Source organism: Eubacterium sp. AM05-23, from assembly GCF_003477535.1.
Classification (GTDB): Bacteria; Bacillota; Clostridia; order Eubacteriales; family Eubacteriaceae; genus Eubacterium; species Eubacterium maltosivorans.
This window is the reverse complement of sequence record NZ_QUDF01000006.1, coordinates 114,963-139,152: the sequence shown is the minus strand read 5'-3', so window position 1 is coordinate 139,152 and position 24,190 is coordinate 114,963. Positions and strand designations below refer to the sequence as shown.

The window sequence follows — 24,190 nt, the reverse complement described above, 5'->3', positions numbered from 1 at the left end:
GACAGGGTGCTCTAAATGGCATATAGTGAATAAAAATAGAAATAAAGCCATAAAAAGGAGGAGCCATGGAAAGCGTTTATGACAAAAGAATTTTGTTGGTCGATGATGAGCCGGATATTACCGAATTAGTGGAAACAGCCCTCAGAAAAGAGGGCTTCCGCTGTGTTAACAGGGCGTTTACAGGAAGTGAAGCGCTTGCGGTTTGTGAGAAAAATGCGCCGGATGTGGTAATTCTTGACATCATGCTGCCAGACATGGACGGAATCGAGGTCTGCCGGGCAATCCGTGAATTTTCCTATTGTCCAGTACTGTTTTTATCTGCGAGGAACGATGATGTGGATAAAATTCTCGGGCTCGGCAGCGGAGGAGACGATTATATCACCAAGCCCTTCAGTCCAAAGGAACTGGTTTTTCGCGTCAAGGCCCAGCTCCGGCGGATGGAATACAATAAAACAGCAGATGCGGCCGCTGGCCGGCGGATAAACGCTGGCGGGCTGGAGATTGACGTGGACGGCAGCCGTGTTTACCAGAATGGGCGGGAGCTTGAGCTGACTGCCCGGGAGTTCGGCATTCTTTTATATCTGGCCGAAAACGCGGGAAAGATTATCAGTAAAGACCGGCTTTATGAGCAGGTATGGGGTGAGCTGAGCGCAGTGTGTGACAATACCATTATGGTCCATATCCACCATCTTCGGGAAAAGATTGAGAAAGACCCTTCAAGTCCAGAACTTATCCTGACCGTTAAGGGACTGGGCTATCGGCTGGCTTTGGGGACAGGGCAATGAAACGGTCCGGCTATAAATCGGCTTTTCACATCTACGGGTTATTTTTAATCCTCATGATTCTTATTCTGGCCGCCGGGGCGGGCATGGTGGTCTATGCCGTGACTGTCCAGAAGTCAGATGGGGAAATTGTCCGCAGCGACTGGCCTGCTGAGTTTACCAGGGCTTTTTCAGAGGAGATCATTTTTTTAGAGGGTGAGCCGGTAATCACCCAGAGGGGGGGTGAAGCACTGAAGGATAACGGCCTCTGGCTTCAGATTCTGGACAGTACTGGCCGCGTGGTTAAGGGTGTCTCTGTGCCGGAAGGGCAGCCAGAGGAGTATTCCCCGGACAGGCTGCTAAACACTTTGGACAGTCGTGGAAGCAAAGCTGTTTTTTCTGGTGTGGCAGAGGATAGCGGTACGGGCTGGACTTATCTCATTGGCTTTCCCATGGATATTGCCAAAATCACGATGAATGTCAATGCTGGGCGTTTTGCCTCCGGGAAGTCCTATGCGCTGTTTGGTGCGGGCGCGGTGATTTTCCTGACCGCTGTTCTCGGGCTCGCCTATGGCTTTGCCGTTACCCGCAGGCTTTCAAAGATGACTGAAGCAGTGGATGAAATCGCCGGCCGCTGTTATATGCCAATACAGGAAAAAGGCGTCTTTCAGGATATTCATGTCAGTTTAAATACATTGGACAGGACCCTTCAAATGGCAGAGGAAGCCCGCAGGAAAGACGAGCAGCTGAGGAAAGAATGGATCGCCAATATTACACATGATCTTAAAACGCCGCTGTCGCCCATACGGGGCTATGCCGAACTGCTGGCCGCTTCAGATGATACGCCGGACAGCGCCGAGCTTAAAAAATACAGCGCCGCGATTTTGAAGAATACCGCCTGCGCCGAGACGCTCATCAATGATCTGAAGCTTACCTATCAGCTTGAAAATGGCATGATGCCCCTTAATCTGCAAACCATGGACATCATCCGGTTTGTTCGGGAGCTGGTTATTGACTGTCTGAATGATCCCCGTTATGCCGGACGCGCTGTAGAATTTGAGGCAGAGGGCAGTCAGATTTTAAACATTGACCCCAGACTTATGAAGCGGGCCCTTAATAACCTGCTCATCAATACACTTCTGTACAGCGGCGCCGATGCGAGGATCGGGGTAGAAATTATTTCAGGAGTTCCCTGTCAAATCCGGATATGGGATGAGGGAGAGGGAATGACTGAAGCGCAGATAAACCGGCTTTTTGACCGTTATTACCGGGGCGTCTCGGCCGGCGCAGACAGCGGAGGGACGGGCCTTGGCATGGCCATTGCCCAAGAGATCATCTCGCTGCACGGCGGAAAAATTTCGGTGGACAGCTGTCTGGGAGCCGGGACTACGTTTAAAGTCACGCTTCCTCAAAATTAAGATTAAAATAAGGTTTGTTGAAAGCAGACGTAAGGCCGGCGGTTTATTCTTAGAGTAAGCCGCCGGTTTTTTCGTGCGGCAAAGCTCAGGAAAGCAGGTGAGATTTTGAAAATTATATTCAGGTATATTTTAAACAACGTTCGTGAGCGAAAGCTGCGGACAGCGGTGATGCTGCTGTCCATTGTACTCTCTGCTGTGCTGCTTTTTGTCCCGCTGTGCATCGGTGATTCTTATGAGGCCGCCCAGCGTAAAATGGCAAAAGGAATGGCTGGAAATGCTTCAGTGTCTGTAACGGCTCATACGAGCGAGGGGGGAGCGGAAAAGATAAGTAAAGAGGAGCTTCCTGATTTGCCGGAGATCGGCAAAGCTGTGGGAATGCTTGAGGCAAAAGCTCTTTACAGCGAAGAGGGATACTACGAGAATTTTGATCTGTTTGCGGCTGATTTAGGGGATTTGTCCGCCATCAATGAACCGCGGCTGCTGGAGGGCGAAAAGCTCAGCCCACTTAATGAAGATGAGATTATTTTGCCGGAAAAATTTACCTCAAAATATCAGGTGAAGGCTGGTGACACCCTGAGACTTGAGCTTGGAGGGACGGAAAGAAATTTTCGAGTCGCGTCTGTCGCGGCTTATGACACGGTGTTTTTGAGAAATACGCGGGGCTTTAACGCGCTTGTCTCTGAGGAATGTCTGAGAGGGCTGGATGAAGTGGAAAAGGGTTATAACCGGATACTGGTGGCGCCAGAAGAGAGCGTGTCGACAGGACAGCTGGTCAATTCACTTTCCGAAGCCCTGCCAAATGCACAGTATAAGGTTGAAAAAACGTACAATGAAGCGCAGATTCAAGCTGATGCCCGGCAAAAATCCATGCCTTTTTTTCTGATCAGCTTTTTCTCCCTGGTTATGAGTGTATTTATTATTTTTAGCAGTTATCAGGTAATCATACTGGAACGGCTTCCAGTCATTGGGACCTTCAGAAGTATTGGCGCCACAAGGCGGGCAGTCACAGGAATATTGCTGATGGAAAGCCTGGTTTATGGCGTTTTTAGTGTTATCATTGCGGTTCCGGTTGGGGCAGTGGTATTGAGTCTGCTGCTCCGGGGCCTGGGAGAATCACTTTCCCAGGGAATCGTTATTCCCATGGTGGTGTCGCCGCTCAATGTGCTGCTGTCATCCGCTGTGGCAGTGCTGGTGCCGCTGCTCAGCGCATATATTCCCGCGCGCCGTGCCAGCGGGCTGCCAGTCAAGGAGGTGGTGCTCGGCAGTGTGACACAGAAGCGGGCGTCAACACGGGTACGGCTGGTTGTGGGTACATTAATGATGATGATCTCCATCGCCGCGCCGCGTCTGCTGCTCCTTGAGAATAATGGGCTGTTTCTTGTTGGAGGATTCTCGCTGCTGGGTATTCTTGCCGCGGCGATTTTGATGATCCCGCCGGTGGTGGACGGGACCGCCTGGGTTATGGAGAAATTATATGGCTGCTGCTTTGGAAACGAGGGAATGCTGGCAGCCCGAAACCTGAGAAAGAACCACAGCATCCATCAGAATATTGTCCTGCTTTTTATCAGCCTTTCGGCCATCATTGCCATCAGTGTGGTGGGGAGCTTTGTGAATCAGTATATCGGCGATGTATTTAATGGGGCAGCACTTGATGGTTTTGCCGACGCGCAGATGACACCAGCGTTTGTTAAAGAGGTGCAGGAGATTGACGGAGTCCATGAGGTTATGCCCATGTTTGTCATGAATAGCGAGATTGAAGGAGATGGTGTTCTCTTTGATCGTCTGGAGGCTGTGGAGGACCTGGGGCAGTACACTGCCATGCTTGCCATCAAATACTCTGATACAGCGGCGAAAAATTCCGCGCTATCTGGCTTTGGACAGGGCAGAGTGATCCTCTTAAATGCAGACACCATGAAGCAGCGAGGCCTTGGGGTCGGTGATACCATTGAGCTGTCAGCGAATGGCAGAGCTTTTGATTACAGGGTGATTGGCAGCATGGAATCCCGGGCGGATGACGCACAGGCAGTGATTCCGGCAGCCTGTGCCGCATCGGATTTTGGTCAGTCAGAATATGGATTTTTGGCCTACACAGCCGATGATCCCGATGCGGTGATGATCCATATCCGCAATCTTTTCGGCGAAAAGGAAAACTGGAGCCGGACCGTTGAGGAGTTTAACAAGGACGCCATGAGTTTGGTTAGCGCTTTTCTGTCGCCTATGCACAAGCTGACATATTTTATCCTTTTTCTGGCTGTCGTGGGAGTGATCAATAATCTGCTCATCAATTATTTGCAGAAGCGGCGTGCCATTGCCATGTATAAATCTGTCGGAATGAGTAATGGACAAAATATTAAAATGACCCTTCTGGAAGGCTTTTCCTCAGGTATTATCGGAGCGTTTATCGGTGTGCTGGTCTCATGGCTGCTAATTCAGACCATCTTTCTGGTGGCGGGACCGCAGATCGCCATGACGCCGACACTGGATATAAAGGTGTTTCTGGCCACCGGACTTGCAGGAGTCCTCATCAATCTGGCAGGGGCAGTGGTTCCGGTGATCAAAGGGTCAAAGATAGAACTGGTTGAAGAAATTAAATGTGAGTAAAGGAGAAAAAATGAAGCATATGAAAAAAATAGCAGTGGAAGCTCGCCACATCATTAAAGATTACCAGATGGGTGAAGTGTCGACCTCGGTTCTGAAAAATATTTCCCTGGAAATATATCAGGGCGAATTTGTATCCATCATGGGGCCATCGGGCTCTGGGAAAAGCACGCTGCTCTATATTTTGGGAGGGCTTGATGAGCCCACAGACGGCAGTGTTATCCTGCAGGGACAGGATATTTCGCAGTGGGATGATAAACGGAAAAGCCTGTTGCGCCGCAGAAATATTGGTTTTGTCTTTCAGTTTTATAACTTGATATCAAATCTGACCGTTGAGGAAAATATTCTGCTGCCTGTGCTTTTGGACGGTAAAAGCCGCCGAGCCCTACAGCCCCGGCTCGACAATCTTCTGGAGATCGTGGGGCTTATGAACCGAAGAAAGCACACGCCGCGTGAGCTTTCTGGCGGTCAGCAGCAGCGTGTAGCCATAGCCCGGGCTTTGGTCAATGATCCGGAGATTCTGTTTGCCGACGAGCCTACCGGCAATCTCGACAGCAAGACCGGGGGAGAGATCATGACGCTTTTGCAGCGCATTAACCATGAAAACGGTGTGACAATTCTTATGGTCACACACTCTGCCGATTCGGCAAAGTGTGGCAGCCGGACGGTGGTAGTGAGGGACGGGCGGATTGTCTGAGATGATGTGAAACCAGAATTCAGGGTATATACCTTTTAAAAAAGGAGCGATACCATGAACGATACACATCATAAAATGGAGCACAATCACAGCATGGAGGCAATGGGTGAAATGGACCATTCATCGATGCAAATGAGCGGTATGGATCACCACGCCATGATGGTTCAGGATTTTAAAAGACGGTTCTGGGTGTCCTTGGCTGTAATGATTCCAATTCTGGTTCTTTCACCCATGATCCAGATGTTTTTAGGCGTTGACTGGCGTTTCCCGGGGGATTCCTACATCTTGCTGGCCCTGTCAACGTTTTTGTTTTTCTACGGTGGATGGCCTTTTCTCAAGGGGGCGAAGGACGAACTGAGACATAAATCCCCAGCCATGATGACGCTGATTGCACTGGCGATCATTGTCGCTTATGTTTATAGTGCAGCAACGGTGTTTGGCGTGCAGGGATCAGATTTTTTCTGGGAGCTGGCGAGTCTGATCGTCATTATGCTGCTCGGCCATTGGATTGAGATGCGTTCGGTGATGGGTGCGTCTAAGGCTTTAGAGGAACTTGCCAAGCTCATGCCTGAAAGCGCTCATATGATTATGGACAACGGCGAGACCATGGAAATGCCGGTCAGCAGTTTGAAAGCAGGGCAGGCAGTGCTCGTGAAGCCTGGGGAGAAAATCCCCATTGACGGTGTTGTGTATGAAGGGGACTCAGAGGTCAACGAGGCCATGATTACCGGAGAAGCAGTACCTGTTGAAAAGGGGAAGGGAGATGAGGTGATCGGCGGCTCTGTAAACGGCGATGGGATTTTGAAATTTAAGGTAAGCCATGTTGGGGGTGATACCTTTTTATCCCAGGTGATCCGTTTGGTGAGGGATGCCCAGGCCTCCAAATCCAATACTCAGCGGCTGGCGGACAGGGCGGCCAAATGGCTGTTTTATATCGCGCTGACTACAGGGATCATTACCTTTATCACCTGGATGGCGATTGAGGGAAACCTGAACTTTGCTGTTACCCGTGCAGTGACTGTTATTATCATCTGCTGTCCCCATGCCCTTGGCCTTGCAATGCCGCTGGTAACCTCGGTGTCGACCAGCCTCGCAGCAAAAAACGGACTGCTGATCCGCAACCGTGCCGCCTTTGAAAATGCCCGGAATCTGGATACGGTGGTGTTTGACAAAACCGGTACATTGACAGAAGGCAGTTTTGGCGTGACAGATATAAAGGCCGACAGCGTTTCGGAAGATGACCTCCTGGCTATCGCAGCTTCGGTTGAGGAAAATTCTGAGCACCCTATTGCCAGAGGAATTGTGGAAGCAGGAAAAAGTAGAGAGCTTGCGATGCTCAGGGTGACGGATTATCAGAATCTGACCGGTGAGGGGCTGCGGGCCAGCGTAGATGGACGGCCTGTCAAGATTGTCAGTCCTGGCTATCTGAAGCGTGAGGGCATTGCCTTTGATGAAAAATCCTATAGCAGCCTTGCCGGAGAGGGAAAAACCGTTGTATTTATTCTGCGCGAAAACAAGCTGCTGGGCTTTATTGCATTGTCTGATGTGGCGCGCCCGACAGCGAAGGAAGCTGTGAATGAGCTGAAACAGATGGAGGTCGCCTCCATTATGCTTACCGGCGATAACCAGCGGGCCGCGGACTATGTGGCTCGGCAGCTGGATATCAATCAGGTGTTTGCTGAGGTGCTCCCGGGCGATAAGGCGTCAAAGATTGATGAGCTTCACCGTGATGGGCGCAGGGTTGCCATGACCGGCGACGGTGTCAATGATGCGCCTTCACTTGCCAAGGCAGACCTAGGTATTGCCATCGGCGCCGGAACCAGCGTGGCCATTGAAACTGCTGACGTTATTCTGGTCAAGAGTGATCCTCTGGATGTAGTCGGCATCCTAAAGCTCTCGCGGGCAACCTTTAAAAAAATGGTGCAGAATCTGATCTGGGCCACAGCTTATAATGTGGTAGCTCTGCCGCTGGCCGCGGGGGTACTCTATTACCAGGGAGTGGTTATCAGTCCGGCAGCAGGAGCGGTGCTGATGTCACTGAGCACCATTATTGTCGCCATTAACGCGCGTCTGTTGAAATTGCCGAAAAAATAGGCCAAAAGCTTAACAATAGACAAAGATTGGGGTTCATACTATAATAGAAATAAGATGTCCTCGTAAAGGCAGAGTGCCAAACGGCAGGGCAAATTTACTGACGAAGGGAGCAACACAAATGAAACTGAAAGCCGGAGATAAAGTTGGCATCGTGGCCTGTTCTAACGCGCAGCCTGCGGCCAACCGGACGCATGTGGAAAAATTACTTGAAACCCTGAGACAGGCAGGCCTGAACCCCGTCTGCAGTCCTTACATTTTTGAGAAATCACGTTTTTTCAGCGGAACGGCGCAGGAAAAGGCCAGAGCATTGATGGATTTTTACAATGACAATACGATCAGAGCTATTTTTGACCTGTCGGGTGGCGATCTCGCCAATGAGGTACTGGAATATCTGGACTACCAGGTTCTTAAGGACAATGCCAAGCCCTTTTTTGGCTATAGTGATGTGACGGCTGTGATCAATGCCATCTATAAAGAAACCGGCCATCCAGGCTATCTTTACCAGATCAGAAATCTGATCTATGATTTCCGAATCGAGCAGCTCAGCCGTTTTAAGGAATCCCTTTTTCAGGAAGGAGGAGCCCTGTTTGACTTCGATTATGAATTTCTGCAGGGCAGCCGTATGGAAGGCGTAGTGGTTGGGGGCAATATCCGCTGTTTTCTGAAGCTGGCAGGAACTCCCTATTTGCCGGATTTTTCAGAAAAATTGCTTTTCCTGGAGAGCTACAGCGGTGGCGCAGACCGGATGGTCTCCCTGCTCAACCAGTACCGCCAGATGGGGGTTTTTGACAAGATAAACGGAATTATTCTGGGAAGCTTCACAAAGATGGAGGAGGCGGAGGAAAAACCTGAGATTGGAGACATTATAAAGGAGGTTGTCCGCAACGAGGCCATGCCCATTGTCAAAACCAGAGAAATCGGCCACGGCCCGGATTCCAGAGCCATTGTGATCGGTATGCCGCTGACACTTAAAGCAGATTAAAAATTTTCGCAAATGCGGTCAAGAATCTCCTGGGGAGTAAGGCTATACTGGTAAAACGGAGGTGAGCTGATGAAACGGGAAGAAAAAGTGCTGGCAGTCCAGAGGATGCAGGATTATATCGAAAATCATATGACAGAAACCATCACACTGAAAGTGCTGTCTGATTGTGCGGGTTACTCGCCCTTCCACTGCTCCAGAATTTTTAAGGAGCTGACGGGTAAGGCGCCCTTTGACTACATCCGGGCCCTGCGCCTGAGCCAGGCAGCCCTTAAGCTGCGGGATGAGGAAAAGGTGAAGGTGGTGGATGTGGCACTGGATTTTGTCTTTGACAGCCACGAGGGGTTTACACGGGCTTTTTCACGGGCTTTTGGCATTACACCCCGCCGCTACAGCAAAAATCCTCCGCCGATCAGGCTGTTTATGCCAGATCCGGTAAAGGACTGGTATCTCACCATGAAGGAGGGAGAAGAACGCATGAAAATTTATGAAAAACAAATCGATACGGTTTTTGTCCAGGTCATTGAAAGGCCTGCCCGTAAGCTGATGGTTAAGTGGGCAAAATCGGCAGGGGAATACTTTGCCTATTGCGAGGAGGCTGGCTGTGATATCTGGGGTGTGCTGTGCAGTGTTAAGGAGGCTTTGTACGAGCCAGTGGGACTGTGGGTGCCTGAGCGTTTCCGTCCTGCAGATACAGGGCGTTATGCACAGGGGGTAGAGCTTCCTGTGGATTATGACGGGCCGGTGGCCGAGGGCTTCGATTTGATTGAGCTGCCTCCCTGCAAAATGATGGTCTTTCAGGGAGAGCCTTTCGAGGATGAAAAGTTTTATCAGGCTGTCAAAGATATTGAGGCAGTAATCGACAGCTATGAGCCTGAACTCTACGGTTTCGAGTGGGCAGATAACGATGGCCCGCGCTTCCAGCTGGAGCCCCAGGGATACCGCGGATACATTGAGGCCCGTCCGGTAAAAACGATGGATACTTGAGAAGATGATCAGATTAAGCGGCTTTGGCCGCTTTTTTATTGGGAAAGGCTGTGGATATGTGGAGGGTTTTCAGTACTTTTGTGGATAATTCTGTTTTTTCGCAAATGCGGTCAAGTCTTTTTATCGTCTGTAACGTATAATTTTCTGGCAGAGATAAAAAGGAGGTGCAAAAATGGAAAAGGTTTTACAGGTGGAAAACCTGAGCAAAAGCTACGGAAATGTAAAGGTAGTAAGCGGCCTGAGCCTGAGCGTAGCCCGGGGAGAGGTCTTTGGACTTCTGGGTCCAAACGGCGCGGGAAAGAGCACCAGTATTGAGTGCATGCTGGGTGTGAAGAAGGCAAGTGCCGGAACTGTGGATATTTTGGGGATAAACCCATCGGAAGGGAGAAAAATACTTTTTGAACAGGTCGGCGTCCAGTTTCAGGAGACAGGCTATCAGGATAAAATCCGGGTGGATGAGGTCTGCCGGATGACGGCTGCTCTCTACAGACAGCCTGCAGACTGGCGGCGGCTGCTTGAAGTATTTGGTATACAGGGGCTTGAAAATCAGGAGGTAAGCCAGCTGTCCGGCGGTGAGCGTCAGCGTCTCTCTGTGCTGCTGGCCCTGCTTCCTAACCCGGAGCTGGTGTTTCTGGATGAGCTGACCACAGGGCTGGATACCCGGGCACGCCGCGAGGTCTGGCATTATCTGAAGGAATTGAAAAAGGGCGGGCTGACCATTGTGCTGACTTCCCATTTTATGGATGAAGTGGAAGTTTTGTGTGACCGGGCGTTAATTCTGAAAAAGGGGGAGACTCAGATCTGCGGAACCATTGAGGAGATAACAGCCAAAAGTCCTCGAAGCTGCTTTGAGGAGGCTTATCTCTGGTATACGGGAGGAGACGAAGATGCGCGCGTTTAAAAGTTTATTCTGGGTCGAGCTCAAGCTTTCTGTCAGAGCTATGAATTTGGTGCTTTTCGGCCTTTTTTCGCCGGCTGTTGTGGCTGTGATTATCGGTGTCATCTACGGAGCAAAGCCTGCCTTTGACGGAGCGGGGTACTCATTTATGGCACAGTCCTTCGGGGCGCTTTCAGGCATTGGCATTTGCGCCACAGGCCTGATGGGGCTGCCCCTGGCTTTGGCAGATTACCGTCACCGTAAAATACTTAAACGTTTCGAGGTAACGCCTGTAAGTCCGGGAATGCTGCTCTTTGTGCAAATGATTGTCAATTTTGTTTACGCCCTCGTGGCCATGATTATGGTTTATGGAATTTGCCGGATGTTTGGCGGCGGGTGGAAGGGGGGATCCCTCCTTTACTTTGGTTTGTCTTTTCTGCTTGTCACAGTCTCCATCTACAGCCTGGGAATGCTGGTAGCCAGCGTGGCTGGAAATATCAAGACCGCCAATCTGCTGTGTACTGTTTTGTATTTTCCAATGCTGATTTTTTCCGGCGCGACGCTCCCCTATGAGGTTATGCCCTCAGCGCTGCAGCGCGTAGCGGATATTATGCCTCTGACCCAGGGCGTAAAGCTCATGAAAAACGCCGCGCTGGGGCTGCCCATCGAAAATGCCGCGGTGCCGGTTGCGGTGATGGTTATCCTGGCAGTTATCTGCGTTATTGTATCCATCCGTTTTTTCAGATGGGAATAAAATCCTTAAGATTTATTGACAGACTAACGATCGTTCGCATATAATAAGACTAACGATCGTTAGTTTTTATTGAGGAGAATAATGATGAACACCAAGGAAAGGATTGCCTGCGAAGCACTGACGCTGTTCAGTTCAAAAGGCTACAGCGCCGTATCCGTTCGGGATATCGCCCGGGCCGTCGGCATAAAGGAAAGCTCCATTTACAATCACTATAAGGGAAAGCAGGCTATTTTTGACGAGCTTGTGGAGACCTATGACGCCCGCGCGGACGCCTTTTTCGGCCAGTTTGCCTCGCCAGAACATCTTGAGGGAAATGTCATTGAGAATATGGCTTATATGAAGACCCTTGACGGTTTGGTTGATATGGTGCTGGTGTCGGTGGAGCAGTATCTCTGTGATGATTATTTTTTTAAGTTTTTCAGGATGCTGTCCATTGAGCGTTTTAACAACGAAAAGGTTCAGGCTATTTATCAGAAAATGTTTATTGACGGGGCTCTCGACTATCAGGCTCAGCTATTTGCCTGGATGATTGACAACGGCTATTTTGTCAGGGCAGATCCCCAAATGGCTGCAATGCAGTTTCACGGCCCAATCTATATGATCTTTAACCAGTTTGAGCCTGGGGTTACGGATATGAAAGCAGTGATGCAGACTCTGGAGAGACATGTCCGGCAGTTTGCAGCGCTTTATGATGTGCGGGAGAAAAGCCATGAAGCAGAATCGTGAGCTTACCTGTTATATGAACCGGGCCATTGAAAAGCTGGCGGCTGGCGTTGTGAGAGGAACCCTTAAGAATCCAAGGGAGACTGTTTTTATTCTGAAGCTTCGGGACAGGCTTAGGCGGGCCATGAAGAAACGTGAGGCAGCTGAGCAGCAGGGTCGCCATATTCCGCCGTTTCTGATCTCCAGCATTGCTACCGGATGCAATCTTCACTGCAAGGGCTGTTATGCCCGGGCAAACGGTATCTGCGGCTCCGGCGAAGAAAGGGAGCTGAGCGCAGAGGAATGGCAGAAAATATTTGAGGAAGCCGCCGGGCTGGGTGTTTCCTTCAACCTTCTGGCAGGAGGTGAACCGCTCATGCGGCGGGATGTTCTGGAGGCGGCTGCCCGTGCAAGGGAGATGGTCTTCCCGGTTTTTACCAATGGTCTGTTGATTGACGAGGACACGGCGGATTTTTTTGATAAAAACCGGCATATAATCCCCGTAATCAGCATTGAAGGCAACAGAGCACAGACTGACGCCCGCCGCGGCGATGGGACGTACAGCGCGATTCAGGAGATTATGGAACGTCTCAGGAGAAGAGGGGTCCTCTTTGGCGTGTCCATCACTGTTACCACCGGGAACCTTCATGCCGTTACCGATGACGCCTTTATCAGAATGCTCAACCGCCAGGGCTGCAGGATTGCCTTTTTTGTGGAGTATGTGCCGGTGGAGGCGGGCAGCGAGCTGCTGGCGCCCTCAGAAGCCGAACGGACCGTTTTAGAGCAGCGGCAAACTGTGCTGAGAGAAGGCATGCCGGGGATGGTCTTTCTTTCATTCCCGGGAGATGAAAAGCATATGGGTGGGTGCCTGGCAGCCGGGCGGGGGTTTTTCCACATCAATGCTTATGGTGCGGCGGAGGCCTGCCCATTTTCACCTTATTCAGACAGAAGCCTGAGAGAGCATACTCTGCTGGAGGTGTTGGACTCACCGTTTTTTGCCAGGCTGCAGCAGGAATCGCTGGTAGGCGGCGAGCATGACGGCGGCTGTGCACTTTTCCAGAAGCGGGCCAAGGTTCAGGCTCTTTTAAAATAAGCTTAAAAGAAAGCAGCGGCTTCCTGGAAGCCCCTGCTTTCTTTATTTTTTGTCGTGTTAAGAAAGCGTTGCTTGCTTGTCAATTTTTGATATTATGCGTATAATAAACCATAATAAGCACAAAATTTTTTAAAAAGGCCCGTTAAAAAGGAGGGAAGCAGTATGACACAAAATACCATTGAAGCCATTCTTAATAACCTGAGTGGAACAGCGATCTATGTGATTCGTCAGGATAACCATCGAATATTATATTTTAATGACCGGGTAAAAGAAGTTACACCAGACGCCAGAATTGGATCGGTTTGCCATGAACTCTGGAATGGTACCTGTGCAAACTGCCCGCTCCCGGGACTTGAAGACAAAGAGCAGAACAGCACTATCAATTATAACGACCCTTTTGGTGAGGTGGTGGACATTTCTGCTTCAAAAATGATGTGGGAGGACAAAATCCCGGCTGTACTGATCTCGGTAACACCGCATATCTTAACTGAAACAGAGCGAAAGGCAGAGGAGAGAAGAGATTACCTTGCAGCGGCGGCACTCAGGGTTTATGAACTGATCATTTCTGTGGATTTGTGCCAGAATACCTATGAGATCATCGGCTGCGATGAGAGCAGCTGGTTTCCCGATGGAGAGTATGGCTGCTATGATGACCTGCTGGAGTATGGAATCCGGTCTACACATCCTTCCTACAGTAAGGCTTTGAGAGAAACCTTTGGCCGCGAAAACATTCTTAAAGCCTTTGGAGGCGGAAAGCGTGAGCTAAAGCTTGACCTCAGACAAAAAGATAAGGATGGCACATATCACTGGATGAATACGCTTCTGCTTCGCGTCGGCAGTGCCGCGGACAAAGGAAAGGCAATTTTGATGCTTTCCCAGATTGACAGCAGGAAACGCCTGGAGAAGGAATGGGAGGCTTTTAACGCGGGTGTTACCACGCTCTTTGGAGAGTGTATGATCCTGAATCTGGAGGACGGCACTTATACAACCGCAAAGTTTGACAATTCCTTTCCAGAGTTCCCGGTGCAGGGGGATTTTGATTCTCAGAACATCGAGTATTGTAATGCCCTGATACATCCTGAAGATCGTGAAATGTTCCGGGAAGCCTTCTCGCTCGAGAGTATCCGAAAAAGCGTGGCGGCCGGGGAAAGGGTGATTGTCCGGGAATTGCGGCGGCTGTCGCCGGATGGGATTTACCGATGGACTGAGATGATTGGCGTTTTGGTAATAGGCGCGGCCGTAGAAGAGCAAACCGTGGTGCTGACCTTCCGGGATATGGACGATATCCGAAAGGAAGAGGAACGGAAGCGCGCTGCGCTTCTGGATGCCTTGAATCTGGCTGAGCAGGCCAACAACGCAAAATCAGATTTCCTCTCCAGAATGTCCCATGATATCCGGACGCCGATGAACGCCATTATTGGTATGGCCTCCATTGCCGAGGCCAATATTGGCGACACTGTAAAAACAGAGGACTGTATTCATAAAATTCAGGCTTCAGCCAATTTTCTGCTTGCTTTAATCAATGATATTTTGGATATGTCGAAGATTGAAAGCGGAAAAATGACCATCAACCGGGAGCCCTTTGACCTTTGTGGCCTTGTCAAGGAGCTGGAAGCTATCATCGACGAGCAGGCCAGAGAAAAGGGCCAGCGGTTCAGCGTGCTCGTGCCCGCGCATATGGAGTCAGAGTATTACGGTGACAGCCTGCGCCTTAACCAGATTTTGATGAACCTGCTCAGCAACGCAGTAAAGTACACACCCGATGGCGGCCAGATTACCCTCCGGATTAATGAAGACCGGAAAAAGGGTAAAAAGAGCGTGATGCGTTTTGAAGTTGAGGATAACGGCACTGGTATGTCTGAGGAATTTTTGGAGCATATATATGAACCCTTTAAGCAGGATGGAAACACAGGAGAAAAGAGACAGGAAGGAACAGGTCTGGGACTTTCAATTACCCGTAACCTTGTGCATCTGATGGGCGGAAGCATTTCCATCTCCAGCGAACCGGGCAAAGGAAGCTTATTTACAGTTGAACTGCCCTTTGTGCAGGAGGAGGGAAACTGGCCGGAGGCTTCCTCCGAAAAGAAAAAGACTGACGAGCTGGAAAAAACAAAAGGCGACTTTGTGGGGAAACGGCTTTTAATTGTAGAGGATAATCCGCTGAATCTGGAAATTGCTGAAATACTTTTCGGGATGGAAGGGTTTGATATTGAAGCTGAGGAGGATGGAGAAAGTGCAGTCCGCCGCTTTTCAATTTCGTCTGAAGGTTATTACGATATGATCCTGATGGATGTACGGATGCCGGTGATGGACGGGCTGGAAGCCACGAAGGCCATCCGGAAGCTGGACCGGCCAGACGCCGCTACAATCCCGATTTTAGCCATGACGGCCAATGCCTTTACGGAAGACATTAAGGCCACCCGGGAAGCCGGGATGAACGGCCATCTGGCGAAGCCGCTGGAAATGGAAGTCGTGCTTAGAGAAATACGGAAATTCATATAAGCCTTTCAAAAAGCGCTGCCTTTCAAGCAGCGCTTTTTTTACTTAAACATTAATTTAATAATTCTTAAGAAATTGAGTAGGTCTTTCTTTATTTTTGGAGCGTACAATAAAGCTATAAAACAAAGGAGGCCAAGACAATGATCCAGACATTAAAAAGAACCTTTAGATATTGGACCGCTTCGGAAGAGGCGGATAAGAGCGGCTTTGCCCAGGGACTGTGCTTTTACAAGCTGTTTTGGATTTTTCTGCTGGGGTGCGTTCTGGGTGTTGTTGTGGAAACCCTCTGGTGTTACTGGACACGATCCTGTATCGAGAGCCGCAGCGGTGTTCTCTACGGGCCTTTTAATCCGGTATATGGCTGTGGAGCTGTGGCACTGACGCTGGGGCTTCAACGGATTTCCCAAAAAGGGCCTGTGTGGATATTTTCAGGTAGTATGCTGCTGGGCGGCGGGGTTGAATATCTCTGCAGCCTGGTGCAGGAGATGAGCTTTGGGACACTGTCCTGGGAATACAGCGGCACTTTTATGAACCTAAACGGCAGAACAAATCTTATGTTTGCTTTTTTCTGGGGAGCCCTTGGGCTTTTATGGATACAGGTTTTTTATCCCCTGCTGTCAAAGGGCGTTGAACGAATCCCTAAAAAACCCGGTATCCGGCTGACCTGGGTATTGGTAATTTTCATGATCGTCAATATGACGGTTTCAGGCCTGGCGGTGGCGAGATGGTCTGAAAGAGTAAAAGGCGTGCCCGCGACAAACGCCGTAGCAGTTCTGATCGATCAGAAATATCCGGATCCGCTTATGAAGCGGGTTTATCCGAATATGTCTTTTCCGGCAGATCTTCAGGAGGGCGTATCCGCTGAGAGTACCGCATCCAGATAACTGCAATAGGTATCGGAAAGCCCTTCCAGTAAATTCATGCGGTACACCGGGGCTGCCCTGTTAAAACGGTTCCTTATTTCATCGGAAAAGCTTAACATTTCAGGAGTGGCGGCGTCGATTTTATTTTGGACGATGCCTTCCGCCAGAGGAAGAGACTCCTCGAGAAGCGGTTCCAGGATGGAGAGAAACATTTCGATCCGCAGAGGGTCGAGGATAGAGATGTGATGGATAGAGTCTTCCGTATAGCCGGCCTGATACAGGGGTTTATAAAGGGCTTTTGGGCTGGCGGTACCAGAGGGCTCCATGAGAATGGCGTCAAGGCTGTAGTGCTCATTTAAGTCCAGAACCATTTCTCTAAGATTTTTGGCCAGTGTACAGCAGATACAGCCGCCGAAAAGCTCCTTGACCGCATAGCCCTTTTTCTTCATATACAGGTTATCCACGCCGGTTTCTCCAGCCTCGTTGATGATCATGGCAATTTTATATCCTTTTTCAGTCAGATAACGGGCCGTACGGTTCAGCAGGGTCGTTTTTCCTGAACCCAGAAATCCTGAAAAAAGAAAAAGCTTCGGTAAAGTGTTCATGGTATTCTCCTTTTCTTTGTGCTTAGAATAGCATATTTTGAAAATGAATAAAAGCTTTAAGTAAAATCGGCTAAAAGAGTGCAAAAAAGCATAAAAGATTACAAAAATTGTGGTTTTTCTGAAAAAAGTATGGTGACCGAGTGTTTGAAATCGCTTGCTTTTTTACAAAAATACCGGTTTAAAAACAATACTTAAAAAAGCGCCAGGCTTATAATAATGTCATAAGGATTAAAGCTTTTATTTTTAAAACCCAAAAGAACAAGGAGAAATGTGAGAATGAATTCAAGAGAAAGAATGATGCTGACCCTTCAGCATAAGGAAGCCGACCATGTGCCCGTTTATCCCCTTATCAACAGCGCGTCGCGGCAAACCATTGGCTGTAATTATGAAGAATGGACAAAGGATGCGGATAAATGCGCGGAATCCATTATCAAAGCGACGGATCTGCTGGATGTGGACTGCATCTGTACGCTGGTAGACCTATCCGTGGAAGCAGCTGACTGGGGTATGAAGATGATCTATTACGAAGATCAGGCGGCCTGCCCGGACCACAATGATTTCTTTTTGAAATCTGAAAATGATTATGAAACGCTGCCGGTGATCAATCCAAGAGAAACGCCGCGCATGAGTGAGATGATCCGAATGACGAAAACACTTGTGGACGCCAGAGGAGAAACCAAACCGATTGTAGCTTTTGTTTTTGGCCCGCTGGGGATTCTCGGTATGCTTCGGGGACACGACTATATGTTTATGGATTTGATAATGTACCCCGAAAAAGTACACAAGGCGCTCAGAACCATTACAGATACACTCAAAGAATATTGTAAAGCATTAATCGAAGCCGGAGCAGACGCGATTATGTTTGACACCCTTTTCTCCTCAAAAACCATCATGCGCAAGGAGATGTGGGATGATTTTGAAGGGCCGTATATCGAAGAACTGGCTCAGCTGGTACACGATGCAGGCAAGATGGTAATGATCCACAATTGTGGTGACGGCATTTATTTCGATGTTCAGATCAAGCGGATGCACCCTGAGTTGATCTCCTTCCTGTATTTACCGGATGACTGCGAAAGTATGGAAGAGCTCAAAGAAAAATATGGGCACCAGACTACGCTGCTGGGCCATATTGACCCGGGAGAGCTGATGGTCACCAGCAAGGAAGATCTGATTAAACAATGTAAAGAACAGATTGACGCTTATAAAAAGGACGGGGGCTTTGTATTGGCCACCGGCTGTGAATATCCGGCTCAGATGGATTTTGAGCATGCGAAAACAATGGTTGAAGTTGCAAAGACATATGGTAAATATGAATAAAATTGAAAGCGGGCATTATGCCCGCTTTTTTATTGAAAGTAAAGATATTCAATTAAAGCAACAGAGTGGCATAATGAAAATCAAATTTTTTGAACTTAATATTGAATTTCTCAAAAAAATTGTTTATAATATAAAAAAAACAAGTAAGTAAAATGATTCATAATTCAACAAAGTGGGTTGAAACGAGTGCCTGGTGGAGCAGATGCACTCATTTTGATAGAGAGATTGGATACCCAATGAAAAGCGGCGGCCCAGGGGCAGTCGTTTTTTATTTCCGGGAATGAAATCAAAAAAATTTGTATTTTTGTATTAAATAAAAGTATGATAAATAATAAACGCTTGCAAACGATCCGTTGAGAGTATATAATGATTTATAGGGAAAATTAAAATTAAGGGAGAGAAATCATATGAAAGAACTCAATCCTAAAGAGATTGGCCAACGGATTCGAAAGCAACGTACATTTTTAAATATGTCACGTGATGAGCTGGCCCGTAAAATTGGAATTACGCCAACCTTTTTGGCAGATATTGAACTCGGAACAAAGGGCTTTTCGCTGAAGAGCCTGAACCGGTTCTGCGATGTTTTGAAAATGTCTTCGGATGCTATTTTGTACGGCCCAAAAGAATACAAAGGCGTCAAATATACAGAGCTTCTGGAGCTTTTAGAACGCTGTTCGCCTGAGAAGGCCAAGTTCGCTCAGGAAATTTTAACGATCTATCTTCTGAGCCACGACCCAGTTGAATAAGAACGTGCCGGCGTAACGGATTACGCCGGTTTTTTTATTTTTTTGTTCCAGAAAGAATGTAGAAAGCCGCGGTATCGACAGTTATGTCAACATTGAAAGCAGAAGAAAAAATCTGGCTTTCGGACTGCGCATCTCTGAGGCCGGTCGAAACCTTTCGGACTGCTTGTCCGGAATGCCGGCCGTTGATGGTTTCTTTGCTTTCGCTATGGGCAATCATAAAACGGCCGCCGGATTTTAGACAGGCTGACAGCCGGCCACAAAAAAGTGATTTATTCTCAAAATGCGGATAAGCGCTGTAAGCTATGGCAAAATCAAAGCCGTCAGATTCAAAGCCATAGAAGTCAGCAGCCTGGAAATGGACTCGCGTGTCAGGATATTTTTTACTCGCTACAGAAAGCATCTGCTTTGAAAGATCGATGGCGACGATCTTTTGGGGATTTGTCTCCAGCAGACGGGGGATCAATACGCCTGTTCCAGTGGCGATATCCAGAATCCGGCTGTTTTCAGGCAGCTGGGCAAGGGTAATGATGGCGTCGATTTTTTTCGCGTCATGATGACACATGTTATCCCAGTTTTCCGCGAGATTGTCAAAATAATTTTTTGTTGCTTCGGTATTCATAAAGGCCCTACACTTTCATGAGTCCAGGGCTGGAAATAACCCTGCTTTTTTCCAGTACAATGACCAGAACCGGAACAATAAGAATCTGAAGGATAATTCCCGGAAGCCCTGTGACAAATGCGCCTGTCAGAAAGATCTGGAGACCATAGGCCTTGCCCGCCACACCGTAAAAGATGGCTGAGGCGAGACCAGAGACTACGCGTCCGCCAAGCATGGCGGCAATAAGTGAAAGATAGATATTTTGTCGGAATTTTCGGTACAGAAGGCCAGATAAGGCTCCGTAGGCGGCCAATTCAAAAACCATGGCGGTACCGGTGGGAAAGAGCGGCGGCATGCCAGTCACAACAGAGGAAAGAAGCGGTGTGACAACCCCACAGATCAGGCCAAAAGGCCAGCCGAAGCACAGGCCGCACAGCAGCACAGGAATGTGCATGGGAAGAAAAACAGGACCGGCGCCGATAAGGTGAAAAACCTGGGGAAGGATGAGTCCAAGTGCAATGCAGAGGGCTGTGCCGACAAGATTTTTAGTTTGTGAGTGGTTCATGATATTACCTCCTGAAAAACAAAAAACCGGCAAAATAGAGATTTCCTTCAGGAAATCACCACCTTACCGGTTTGTTGTCCACTTTATTTGATTTGTTTTCATTCTATTATAAAAATGAAAAGAATGCAAGTGAAAAATAAAAAAACACAGCTTGACAATTAACGGACAATCCTGTATGATTTAAGTAAATGGATTACATGTATATACAAGACTGGATGAACCAGTCTGAACATAGCGGAAAGCTCTGTGGAGTTTTCCGTTTTTTGTTTTTTGAAGCAGGCATTCTGGAGAATGATGTGATTCATAAATCTATGGTAGCGTTTGACGCGCGCGTTTATACAGAACCATTAAAACTGGAGGAAAAAATGAATCAAGAATTGTGGAAAAAAGCAGTGGCGTTTCACGGACATGCCTGTCCGGGACTGGCCATTGGCGTTAAAGCGAGTGAGGCAGCTGTTTTAAAGCTTGGGATCGGCCAGTCTGAAGACGAGGAAATTGTCTGTGTAACGGAGAACGACGCCTGCGGCGTCGATGCGGTTCAGGCTATTCTCAGCTGCACGATAGGAAAAGGGAATCTTTTGTACCGCGGAACTGGAAAGCAGGCCTTTTCGTTTTTTAACCGGACAACCGGGGAAAAGGTACGGATGTGTATGAAGCCTAAAAACCATGAAATGGACAGGGAAGCTTACATGTACTATCTTCTGGATGCTCCGGTGGAGAAAATTTTTGAGTTTTCGGTACCGGACTTCGATTTGCCGGAAAAAGCCCGTATTTTCAGCACTATTTACTGTGACATCTGCGGAGAGGGCGCACCAGAGCATAAAATGCATTTGCAGGAAGGCAAAAAAGTCTGTGAGGACTGCTTTAAGCCTTACAACAGAGGCTGGTAGAGAGGGGGAAAGTAATGAAAATGAAAAAGAGACTGGGACAGGCGGTACTTGGTGTACTGCTGGCGGTAATGCTTTTAGCGGGATGCAGCGGCGGAAACGCCGGGACCGGCGACGCGGAGGCCACACGGGAAATTACCGACGCGGCAGGGCGCGTGGTGACCATTCCCTCCGAGGTGAAAAAGGTGGCGCCCCTCGGTGTGGGCGCACTGCGTTATATTTTGTATGACGGCGGCGTGAACCAGCTGGCGGGCGTGGAGCAGAACGATCTGGACGTGCCAGTAACCAAGGCGGCCAGCTACGCTTATCAGGAAGAGCTTAAAAAGCTGCCAGTCATTGGAGACAGCGGAACACCTTACGAGGAAGAGCTCATGAAAGCTGCACCGGATGTGATCATTACCTCCAACGACGGCAAGGCTGCTGACGATCTGCAGAATAAAACCGGAATACCGGTTGTGACCATGCCGATTACCGATAAAGTTTTTGACGACGAGATTTACAATGCTCTGAATTTGGTGGGCGACGTTCTGGGAAAACAGGAGCGCAGCCAGGAGGTTGTGGACTATATGAAATCGGTGGCAGAGGAATTGAAGAGCCGTACAGAAAATATCCCGAAGGATAAAATACCGACAGCCTACTGCGGCGCTGTGTCCTTCAAGGGCGCGCACGGCATTGAGGGGACTGAGGCGGGTTATCCGCCGTTTTCGGCGCTCGGCATTACAAACGTAGCAGATGAAACCGGCAAAAAGGGCGCTTTTGACGTCGACCTTGAGCAGATTCTCAAGTGGAACTCGGATTATCTGTTTTTAGACGCGGGTAATCTTAAGCTGGTTAATGACGATTACGCGGTGAGACCGGATTTTTACAATGAGCTGAAGGCAGTGCAGGACAAAAAGGTGTATTCTCAGGTGGCCTACCGCTTTAACGGAACAAATACCGAGCTGGCTCTGGCCAACGCCTATTATGTGGGAACAGTGGTTTATCCAGAAGCCTTTGCGGATGTGGACATTACGAAAAAAACCGATGAAATCACAGAAAAAATGCTGGGTGTACCCTACAGCCAGAAGCTAAAGGATGCAGGCCTTAACTTCAGGCAAATTACACTGGGAGAATAATTGAAATGACCGGAGCGGAGAAAACAGAGCTTAAGGATTATCAGGCGCTTAAAAAAAAGAATATTATGGTTTTAGTGATTCTGGGCCTTATTCTGGCGCTGGCGATGCTGTTTTCATTGAGAGCGGGCTCCTCGGAGTTAAGCATGGGTGATATTCTAAAAGCCATTGGCGGACAGTCGACAAAGCAGAATAACATGGTTATGTGGAACATCCGTCTGCCGCGTATTATGACAGCCGTGCTTAGTGGAGTAGGCCTCGGTGTAACCGGAGCGGTGCTTCAGGGGATACTTAAGAACCCTCTGGCAGATACCACCACCCTGGGAATTTCCCAGGGCGCGGGTTTTGGGGCGGCCTTCGCCATTATTGTTTTGGGCGCCGGCGTGCAGGGGAGCAGTGCAGCTAACATGAGCTTTAACAATCCCTATCTTATCACTATCTGCGCCTTTGGAGGAAGCATTAGCGCTTCGGTTATGATTCTGGTGCTCTCACGCTTCCGGAGAATTACGCCAGAAGCTATGGTGCTCTGCGGCGTAGCGCTTAGCGCCATGTTTACCGGAGCGACGACACTGCTCCAGTATTTTGCCGACGATGTCCAGCTGGCCTCAGTGGTTTTCTGGACCTTTGGCGATCTGGGGCGCACAGGATGGAAGGAAGTGCGGATTATTGCAGTGGTGGTAGTCATCACACTGGTCTATTTTCTGTTCAACAGATGGCATTACAACGCCATGGAGAGCGGGGAACAGACAGCCGCCAGCCTTGGCGTCAACGTGGCGCGGTCCAGGATTATCAATATGCTGGTCTGTGCCCTGACCGCTGCGGTGATCGTGTCTTTTATCGGGATCATCAATTTTATCGGGCTGGTCGCGCCACATATTATGCGGCGGTTTTTGGGCAATAATTACTGCTGGCTGCTGCCGGCTTCCGCCATGGCCGGGGCAGTGCTGCTGCTTCTGGGCGATGTGCTGGCAAGGGTGATTATCGCGCCGGTCATTTTGCCCATCGGCGCCATCACTTCATTCCTCGGCGCACCGCTGTTTCTGTATCTTTTATTTAAGGGAGGCGCAAAGCGATGATACAGGTCAGGGATCTTGTTTTTGGTTATAATGCCAGCCAAAAAATTATTGATCAAATTTCATTTGATGTTGAGGACGGGCACTGCATTGCTATTCTCGGCAATAACGGAGCGGGAAAGAGCACGATGTTGAAATGTCTGAACCGTATCCTCTCGCCGGGCAAAGGGGTGGTGCATGTTGACGGGATGGAAATCACAGCCATGAAACAAGGGGAGATTGCCAGGCATATGGCCTTTGTAGCGCAGAAGAATGACAATAACCGTATCACTGTTTTTGAGGCAGTGATGCTGGGACGGATTCCCTTCATCAAATGGGGGGTCACCCCAGAGGATGAGGAGATCGTATCCAGTGTGATCAGCCAGATGCACCTTGAAAAATTTGCGGTTCGATATCTGGGTGAACTGAGCGGCGGGGAGCTTCAAAAAGTGATGATTGCCCGGGCGCTGGCCCAGGAGCCTAAAGTTCTGCTCCTCGATGAGCCGACCAGCAGCCTGGATTTAAAAAACCAGCTGGAAGTGCTGGGGCTGGTACGGAAAATCTGCCATTCCAGAAATATTGCGGTCATCATCGTTATTCATGATCTGAACATGGCGCTGAGATACTGTGACCGCTTCCTGTTTTTAAAAGACGGCAATGTCCACGCCTACGGCGGGCAAGAGGTCATGACCTGCGAATGTATCGGTGAGGTCTACCAGATGCCGGTGTGTATCGGTACCATTAACGGCTATAAAATGGTGGTGCCGGAATAAAGCTTGTATCATCCCATATGGGATTTTATATAGAAGCCACCGCGCCGAAACACCAATATTTTCTCCAGAGTCCTCTCAAATCCTTCTAGAAATACGGCGCGGCGGCAATTTAAGAGTACGTTTTCAAAAAACTGGTTTTACCTGTATATACTTGTTGACACCAAGTGCTTTTCATGATATATTAACCGTGCAAATCAATTAATCGAAATAACC

General features: G+C 48.9%; 23 protein-coding genes. 20 read left to right on the top strand and 3 right to left on the bottom strand.

All coding sequences use genetic code 11. The annotated features are described in order from the left end of the window. Nucleotides 1–65: 65 nt before the first annotated feature. From DW091_RS09930 to DW091_RS09870, 13 genes are all read left to right on the top strand, one after another. The gene (locus DW091_RS09930) at nucleotides 66–785 is read left to right on the top strand and encodes a response regulator transcription factor (RefSeq protein ID WP_118518067.1); all 720 of its coding nucleotides are present in this window, start codon (nucleotides 66–68) and stop codon (nucleotides 783–785) included. Further along, on the top strand, nucleotides 782–2,179 hold the full coding sequence (locus tag DW091_RS09925) for a HAMP domain-containing sensor histidine kinase (protein WP_118518066.1): 1,398 nt from the start codon (nucleotides 782–784) through the stop codon (nucleotides 2,177–2,179). Before DW091_RS09930 ends, DW091_RS09925 begins: the two co-directional genes overlap by 4 nt. Before the next feature lie 105 nt (nucleotides 2,180–2,284). Beyond that, nucleotides 2,285–4,780, top strand: a complete 2,496-nt coding sequence (locus DW091_RS09920) for an ABC transporter permease (protein ID WP_118518065.1) — start codon at nucleotides 2,285–2,287, stop codon at nucleotides 4,778–4,780. A gap of 10 nt (nucleotides 4,781–4,790) precedes the next feature. After that, nucleotides 4,791–5,474 carry an ABC transporter ATP-binding protein gene (locus DW091_RS09915; RefSeq protein WP_118518064.1) on the top strand — a complete coding sequence of 228 codons (684 nt, stop codon included), beginning with the start codon at nucleotides 4,791–4,793 and terminating at the stop codon, nucleotides 5,472–5,474. Between the two features lie 54 nt (nucleotides 5,475–5,528). Continuing rightward, nucleotides 5,529–7,568: a copper-translocating P-type ATPase gene (locus DW091_RS09910; protein WP_118518063.1), complete on the top strand. Its 2,040-nt coding sequence runs from the start codon at nucleotides 5,529–5,531 to the stop codon at nucleotides 7,566–7,568. Nucleotides 7,569–7,686: 118 nt separating this feature from the next. Further along, a complete protein-coding gene (locus tag DW091_RS09905) occupies nucleotides 7,687–8,550 on the top strand; it encodes a S66 peptidase family protein (RefSeq protein ID WP_058696225.1) in 864 nt (287 codons plus the stop codon). Nucleotides 8,551–8,619: 69 nt separating this feature from the next. After that, entirely contained in the window at nucleotides 8,620–9,534 is a 915-nt protein-coding gene (locus DW091_RS09900; protein WP_058696224.1) for an AraC family transcriptional regulator, read from the top strand. A gap of 172 nt (nucleotides 9,535–9,706) precedes the next feature. After that, nucleotides 9,707–10,435 carry an ABC transporter ATP-binding protein gene (locus tag DW091_RS09895; RefSeq protein ID WP_118518062.1) on the top strand — a complete coding sequence of 243 codons (729 nt, stop codon included), beginning with the start codon at nucleotides 9,707–9,709 and terminating at the stop codon, nucleotides 10,433–10,435. Continuing rightward, nucleotides 10,422–11,165, top strand: a complete 744-nt coding sequence (locus DW091_RS09890; RefSeq protein WP_058696222.1) for an ABC transporter permease — start codon at nucleotides 10,422–10,424, stop codon at nucleotides 11,163–11,165. The genes DW091_RS09895 and DW091_RS09890 overlap by 14 nt, the downstream gene beginning before the upstream one ends. An 84-nt stretch (nucleotides 11,166–11,249) precedes the next feature. Next, entirely contained in the window at nucleotides 11,250–11,891 is a 642-nt protein-coding gene (locus DW091_RS09885) for a TetR/AcrR family transcriptional regulator (RefSeq protein WP_158577866.1), read from the top strand. Then, nucleotides 11,875–12,960 (top strand): radical SAM protein, encoded by a 1,086-nt coding sequence (locus tag DW091_RS09880; protein ID WP_118518061.1) that lies wholly within the window; start codon nucleotides 11,875–11,877, stop codon nucleotides 12,958–12,960. The genes DW091_RS09885 and DW091_RS09880 overlap by 17 nt, the downstream gene beginning before the upstream one ends. 162 nt (nucleotides 12,961–13,122) lie before the next feature. Further along, nucleotides 13,123–15,462 carry an ATP-binding protein gene (locus tag DW091_RS09875; RefSeq protein WP_118518060.1) on the top strand — a complete coding sequence of 780 codons (2,340 nt, stop codon included), beginning with the start codon at nucleotides 13,123–13,125 and terminating at the stop codon, nucleotides 15,460–15,462. A gap of 137 nt (nucleotides 15,463–15,599) precedes the next feature. After that, nucleotides 15,600–16,343, top strand: a complete 744-nt coding sequence (locus tag DW091_RS09870) for a putative ABC transporter permease (RefSeq protein ID WP_058696218.1) — start codon at nucleotides 15,600–15,602, stop codon at nucleotides 16,341–16,343. Here the strand turns inward: DW091_RS09870 and DW091_RS09865 are convergent. Further along, on the bottom strand, nucleotides 16,304–16,927 hold the full coding sequence (locus tag DW091_RS09865) for a GTP-binding protein (RefSeq protein ID WP_118518059.1): 624 nt from the start codon (nucleotides 16,925–16,927) through the stop codon (nucleotides 16,304–16,306). The genes DW091_RS09870 and DW091_RS09865 overlap by 40 nt on opposite strands. 276 nt (nucleotides 16,928–17,203) lie before the next feature. Between DW091_RS09865 and DW091_RS09860 the strand changes: the two genes are divergently transcribed. From DW091_RS09860 to DW091_RS09855, 3 genes are all read left to right on the top strand, one after another. Next, on the top strand, nucleotides 17,204–18,244 hold the full coding sequence (locus DW091_RS09860) for a uroporphyrinogen decarboxylase family protein (RefSeq protein ID WP_118518058.1): 1,041 nt from the start codon (nucleotides 17,204–17,206) through the stop codon (nucleotides 18,242–18,244). Further along, nucleotides 18,237–18,395, top strand: coding sequence for a hypothetical protein (locus tag DW091_RS20130; RefSeq protein ID WP_158577865.1), 159 nt, complete (start codon nucleotides 18,237–18,239; stop codon nucleotides 18,393–18,395). Before DW091_RS09860 ends, DW091_RS20130 begins: the two co-directional genes overlap by 8 nt. Nucleotides 18,396–18,651: 256 nt before the next feature. After that, nucleotides 18,652–18,990, top strand: coding sequence for a helix-turn-helix transcriptional regulator (locus DW091_RS09855; protein WP_074616462.1), 339 nt, complete (start codon nucleotides 18,652–18,654; stop codon nucleotides 18,988–18,990). Nucleotides 18,991–19,024: 34 nt separating this feature from the next. Here DW091_RS09855 and DW091_RS09850 read toward each other — a convergent pair whose 3' ends face one another. Both DW091_RS09850 and DW091_RS09845 read right to left on the bottom strand, forming a co-directional pair. Next, on the bottom strand, nucleotides 19,025–19,609 hold the full coding sequence (locus DW091_RS09850) for a class I SAM-dependent methyltransferase (RefSeq protein ID WP_096918749.1): 585 nt from the start codon (nucleotides 19,607–19,609) through the stop codon (nucleotides 19,025–19,027). 7 nt (nucleotides 19,610–19,616) lie between these two features. Further along, a complete protein-coding gene (locus DW091_RS09845; RefSeq protein WP_118518057.1) occupies nucleotides 19,617–20,153 on the bottom strand; it encodes an ECF transporter S component in 537 nt (178 codons plus the stop codon). 365 nt (nucleotides 20,154–20,518) lie between these two features. On the opposite strand from DW091_RS09845, the gene DW091_RS09840 reads away from it, so the two are divergent. From DW091_RS09840 to DW091_RS09825, 4 genes are read left to right on the top strand one after another with little or no spacing between them, the layout of a single operon-like run. Then, complete coding sequence (locus tag DW091_RS09840) at nucleotides 20,519–21,043, top strand: FmdE family protein (protein WP_074616516.1); 525 nt, start codon at nucleotides 20,519–20,521, stop codon at nucleotides 21,041–21,043. Nucleotides 21,044–21,057: 14 nt separating this feature from the next. Continuing rightward, on the top strand, nucleotides 21,058–22,155 hold the full coding sequence (locus DW091_RS09835) for an iron ABC transporter substrate-binding protein (protein WP_118518056.1): 1,098 nt from the start codon (nucleotides 21,058–21,060) through the stop codon (nucleotides 22,153–22,155). Between the two features lie 5 nt (nucleotides 22,156–22,160). Further along, on the top strand, nucleotides 22,161–23,228 hold the full coding sequence (locus tag DW091_RS09830; RefSeq protein WP_058696209.1) for an iron ABC transporter permease: 1,068 nt from the start codon (nucleotides 22,161–22,163) through the stop codon (nucleotides 23,226–23,228). Continuing rightward, the gene (locus DW091_RS09825) at nucleotides 23,225–23,977 is read left to right on the top strand and encodes an ABC transporter ATP-binding protein (RefSeq protein ID WP_118518055.1); all 753 of its coding nucleotides are present in this window, start codon (nucleotides 23,225–23,227) and stop codon (nucleotides 23,975–23,977) included. Before DW091_RS09830 ends, DW091_RS09825 begins: the two co-directional genes overlap by 4 nt. The last annotated feature ends 213 nt before the right edge of the window (nucleotides 23,978–24,190 follow it).

Bases quoted from the DNA above. Each gene is read 5' to 3' on its own strand.
- DW091_RS09885 (WP_158577866.1), top strand. From the start codon at position 11,250: ATGAACACCAAGGAAAGGATTGCCTGCGAAGCACTGACGCTGTTCAGT.
- DW091_RS09910 (WP_118518063.1), top strand. From the start codon at position 5,529: ATGAACGATACACATCATAAAATGGAGCACAATCACAGCATGGAGGCA.
- DW091_RS09865 (WP_118518059.1), bottom strand. From the start codon at position 16,927: ATGAACACTTTACCGAAGCTTTTTCTTTTTTCAGGATTTCTGGGTTCA.
- DW091_RS09895 (WP_118518062.1), top strand. From the start codon at position 9,707: ATGGAAAAGGTTTTACAGGTGGAAAACCTGAGCAAAAGCTACGGAAAT.
- DW091_RS09915 (WP_118518064.1), top strand. From the start codon at position 4,791: ATGAAGCATATGAAAAAAATAGCAGTGGAAGCTCGCCACATCATTAAA.
- DW091_RS09825 (WP_118518055.1), top strand. From the start codon at position 23,225: ATGATACAGGTCAGGGATCTTGTTTTTGGTTATAATGCCAGCCAAAAA.
- DW091_RS09830 (WP_058696209.1), top strand. From the start codon at position 22,161: ATGACCGGAGCGGAGAAAACAGAGCTTAAGGATTATCAGGCGCTTAAA.
- DW091_RS09905 (WP_058696225.1), top strand. From the start codon at position 7,687: ATGAAACTGAAAGCCGGAGATAAAGTTGGCATCGTGGCCTGTTCTAAC.
- DW091_RS09845 (WP_118518057.1), bottom strand. From the start codon at position 20,153: ATGAACCACTCACAAACTAAAAATCTTGTCGGCACAGCCCTCTGCATT.
- DW091_RS09890 (WP_058696222.1), top strand. From the start codon at position 10,422: ATGCGCGCGTTTAAAAGTTTATTCTGGGTCGAGCTCAAGCTTTCTGTC.
- DW091_RS09835 (WP_118518056.1), top strand. From the start codon at position 21,058: ATGAAAATGAAAAAGAGACTGGGACAGGCGGTACTTGGTGTACTGCTG.
- DW091_RS09880 (WP_118518061.1), top strand. From the start codon at position 11,875: ATGAAGCAGAATCGTGAGCTTACCTGTTATATGAACCGGGCCATTGAA.
- DW091_RS09850 (WP_096918749.1), bottom strand. From the start codon at position 19,609: ATGAATACCGAAGCAACAAAAAATTATTTTGACAATCTCGCGGAAAAC.
- DW091_RS09875 (WP_118518060.1), top strand. From the start codon at position 13,123: ATGACACAAAATACCATTGAAGCCATTCTTAATAACCTGAGTGGAACA.
- DW091_RS20130 (WP_158577865.1), top strand. From the start codon at position 18,237: ATGAATAAAATTGAAAGCGGGCATTATGCCCGCTTTTTTATTGAAAGT.
- DW091_RS09840 (WP_074616516.1), top strand. From the start codon at position 20,519: ATGAATCAAGAATTGTGGAAAAAAGCAGTGGCGTTTCACGGACATGCC.
- DW091_RS09930 (WP_118518067.1), top strand. From the start codon at position 66: ATGGAAAGCGTTTATGACAAAAGAATTTTGTTGGTCGATGATGAGCCG.
- DW091_RS09870 (WP_058696218.1), top strand. From the start codon at position 15,600: ATGATCCAGACATTAAAAAGAACCTTTAGATATTGGACCGCTTCGGAA.
- DW091_RS09855 (WP_074616462.1), top strand. From the start codon at position 18,652: ATGAAAGAACTCAATCCTAAAGAGATTGGCCAACGGATTCGAAAGCAA.
- DW091_RS09925 (WP_118518066.1), top strand. From the start codon at position 782: ATGAAACGGTCCGGCTATAAATCGGCTTTTCACATCTACGGGTTATTT.
- DW091_RS09900 (WP_058696224.1), top strand. From the start codon at position 8,620: ATGAAACGGGAAGAAAAAGTGCTGGCAGTCCAGAGGATGCAGGATTAT.
- DW091_RS09860 (WP_118518058.1), top strand. From the start codon at position 17,204: ATGAATTCAAGAGAAAGAATGATGCTGACCCTTCAGCATAAGGAAGCC.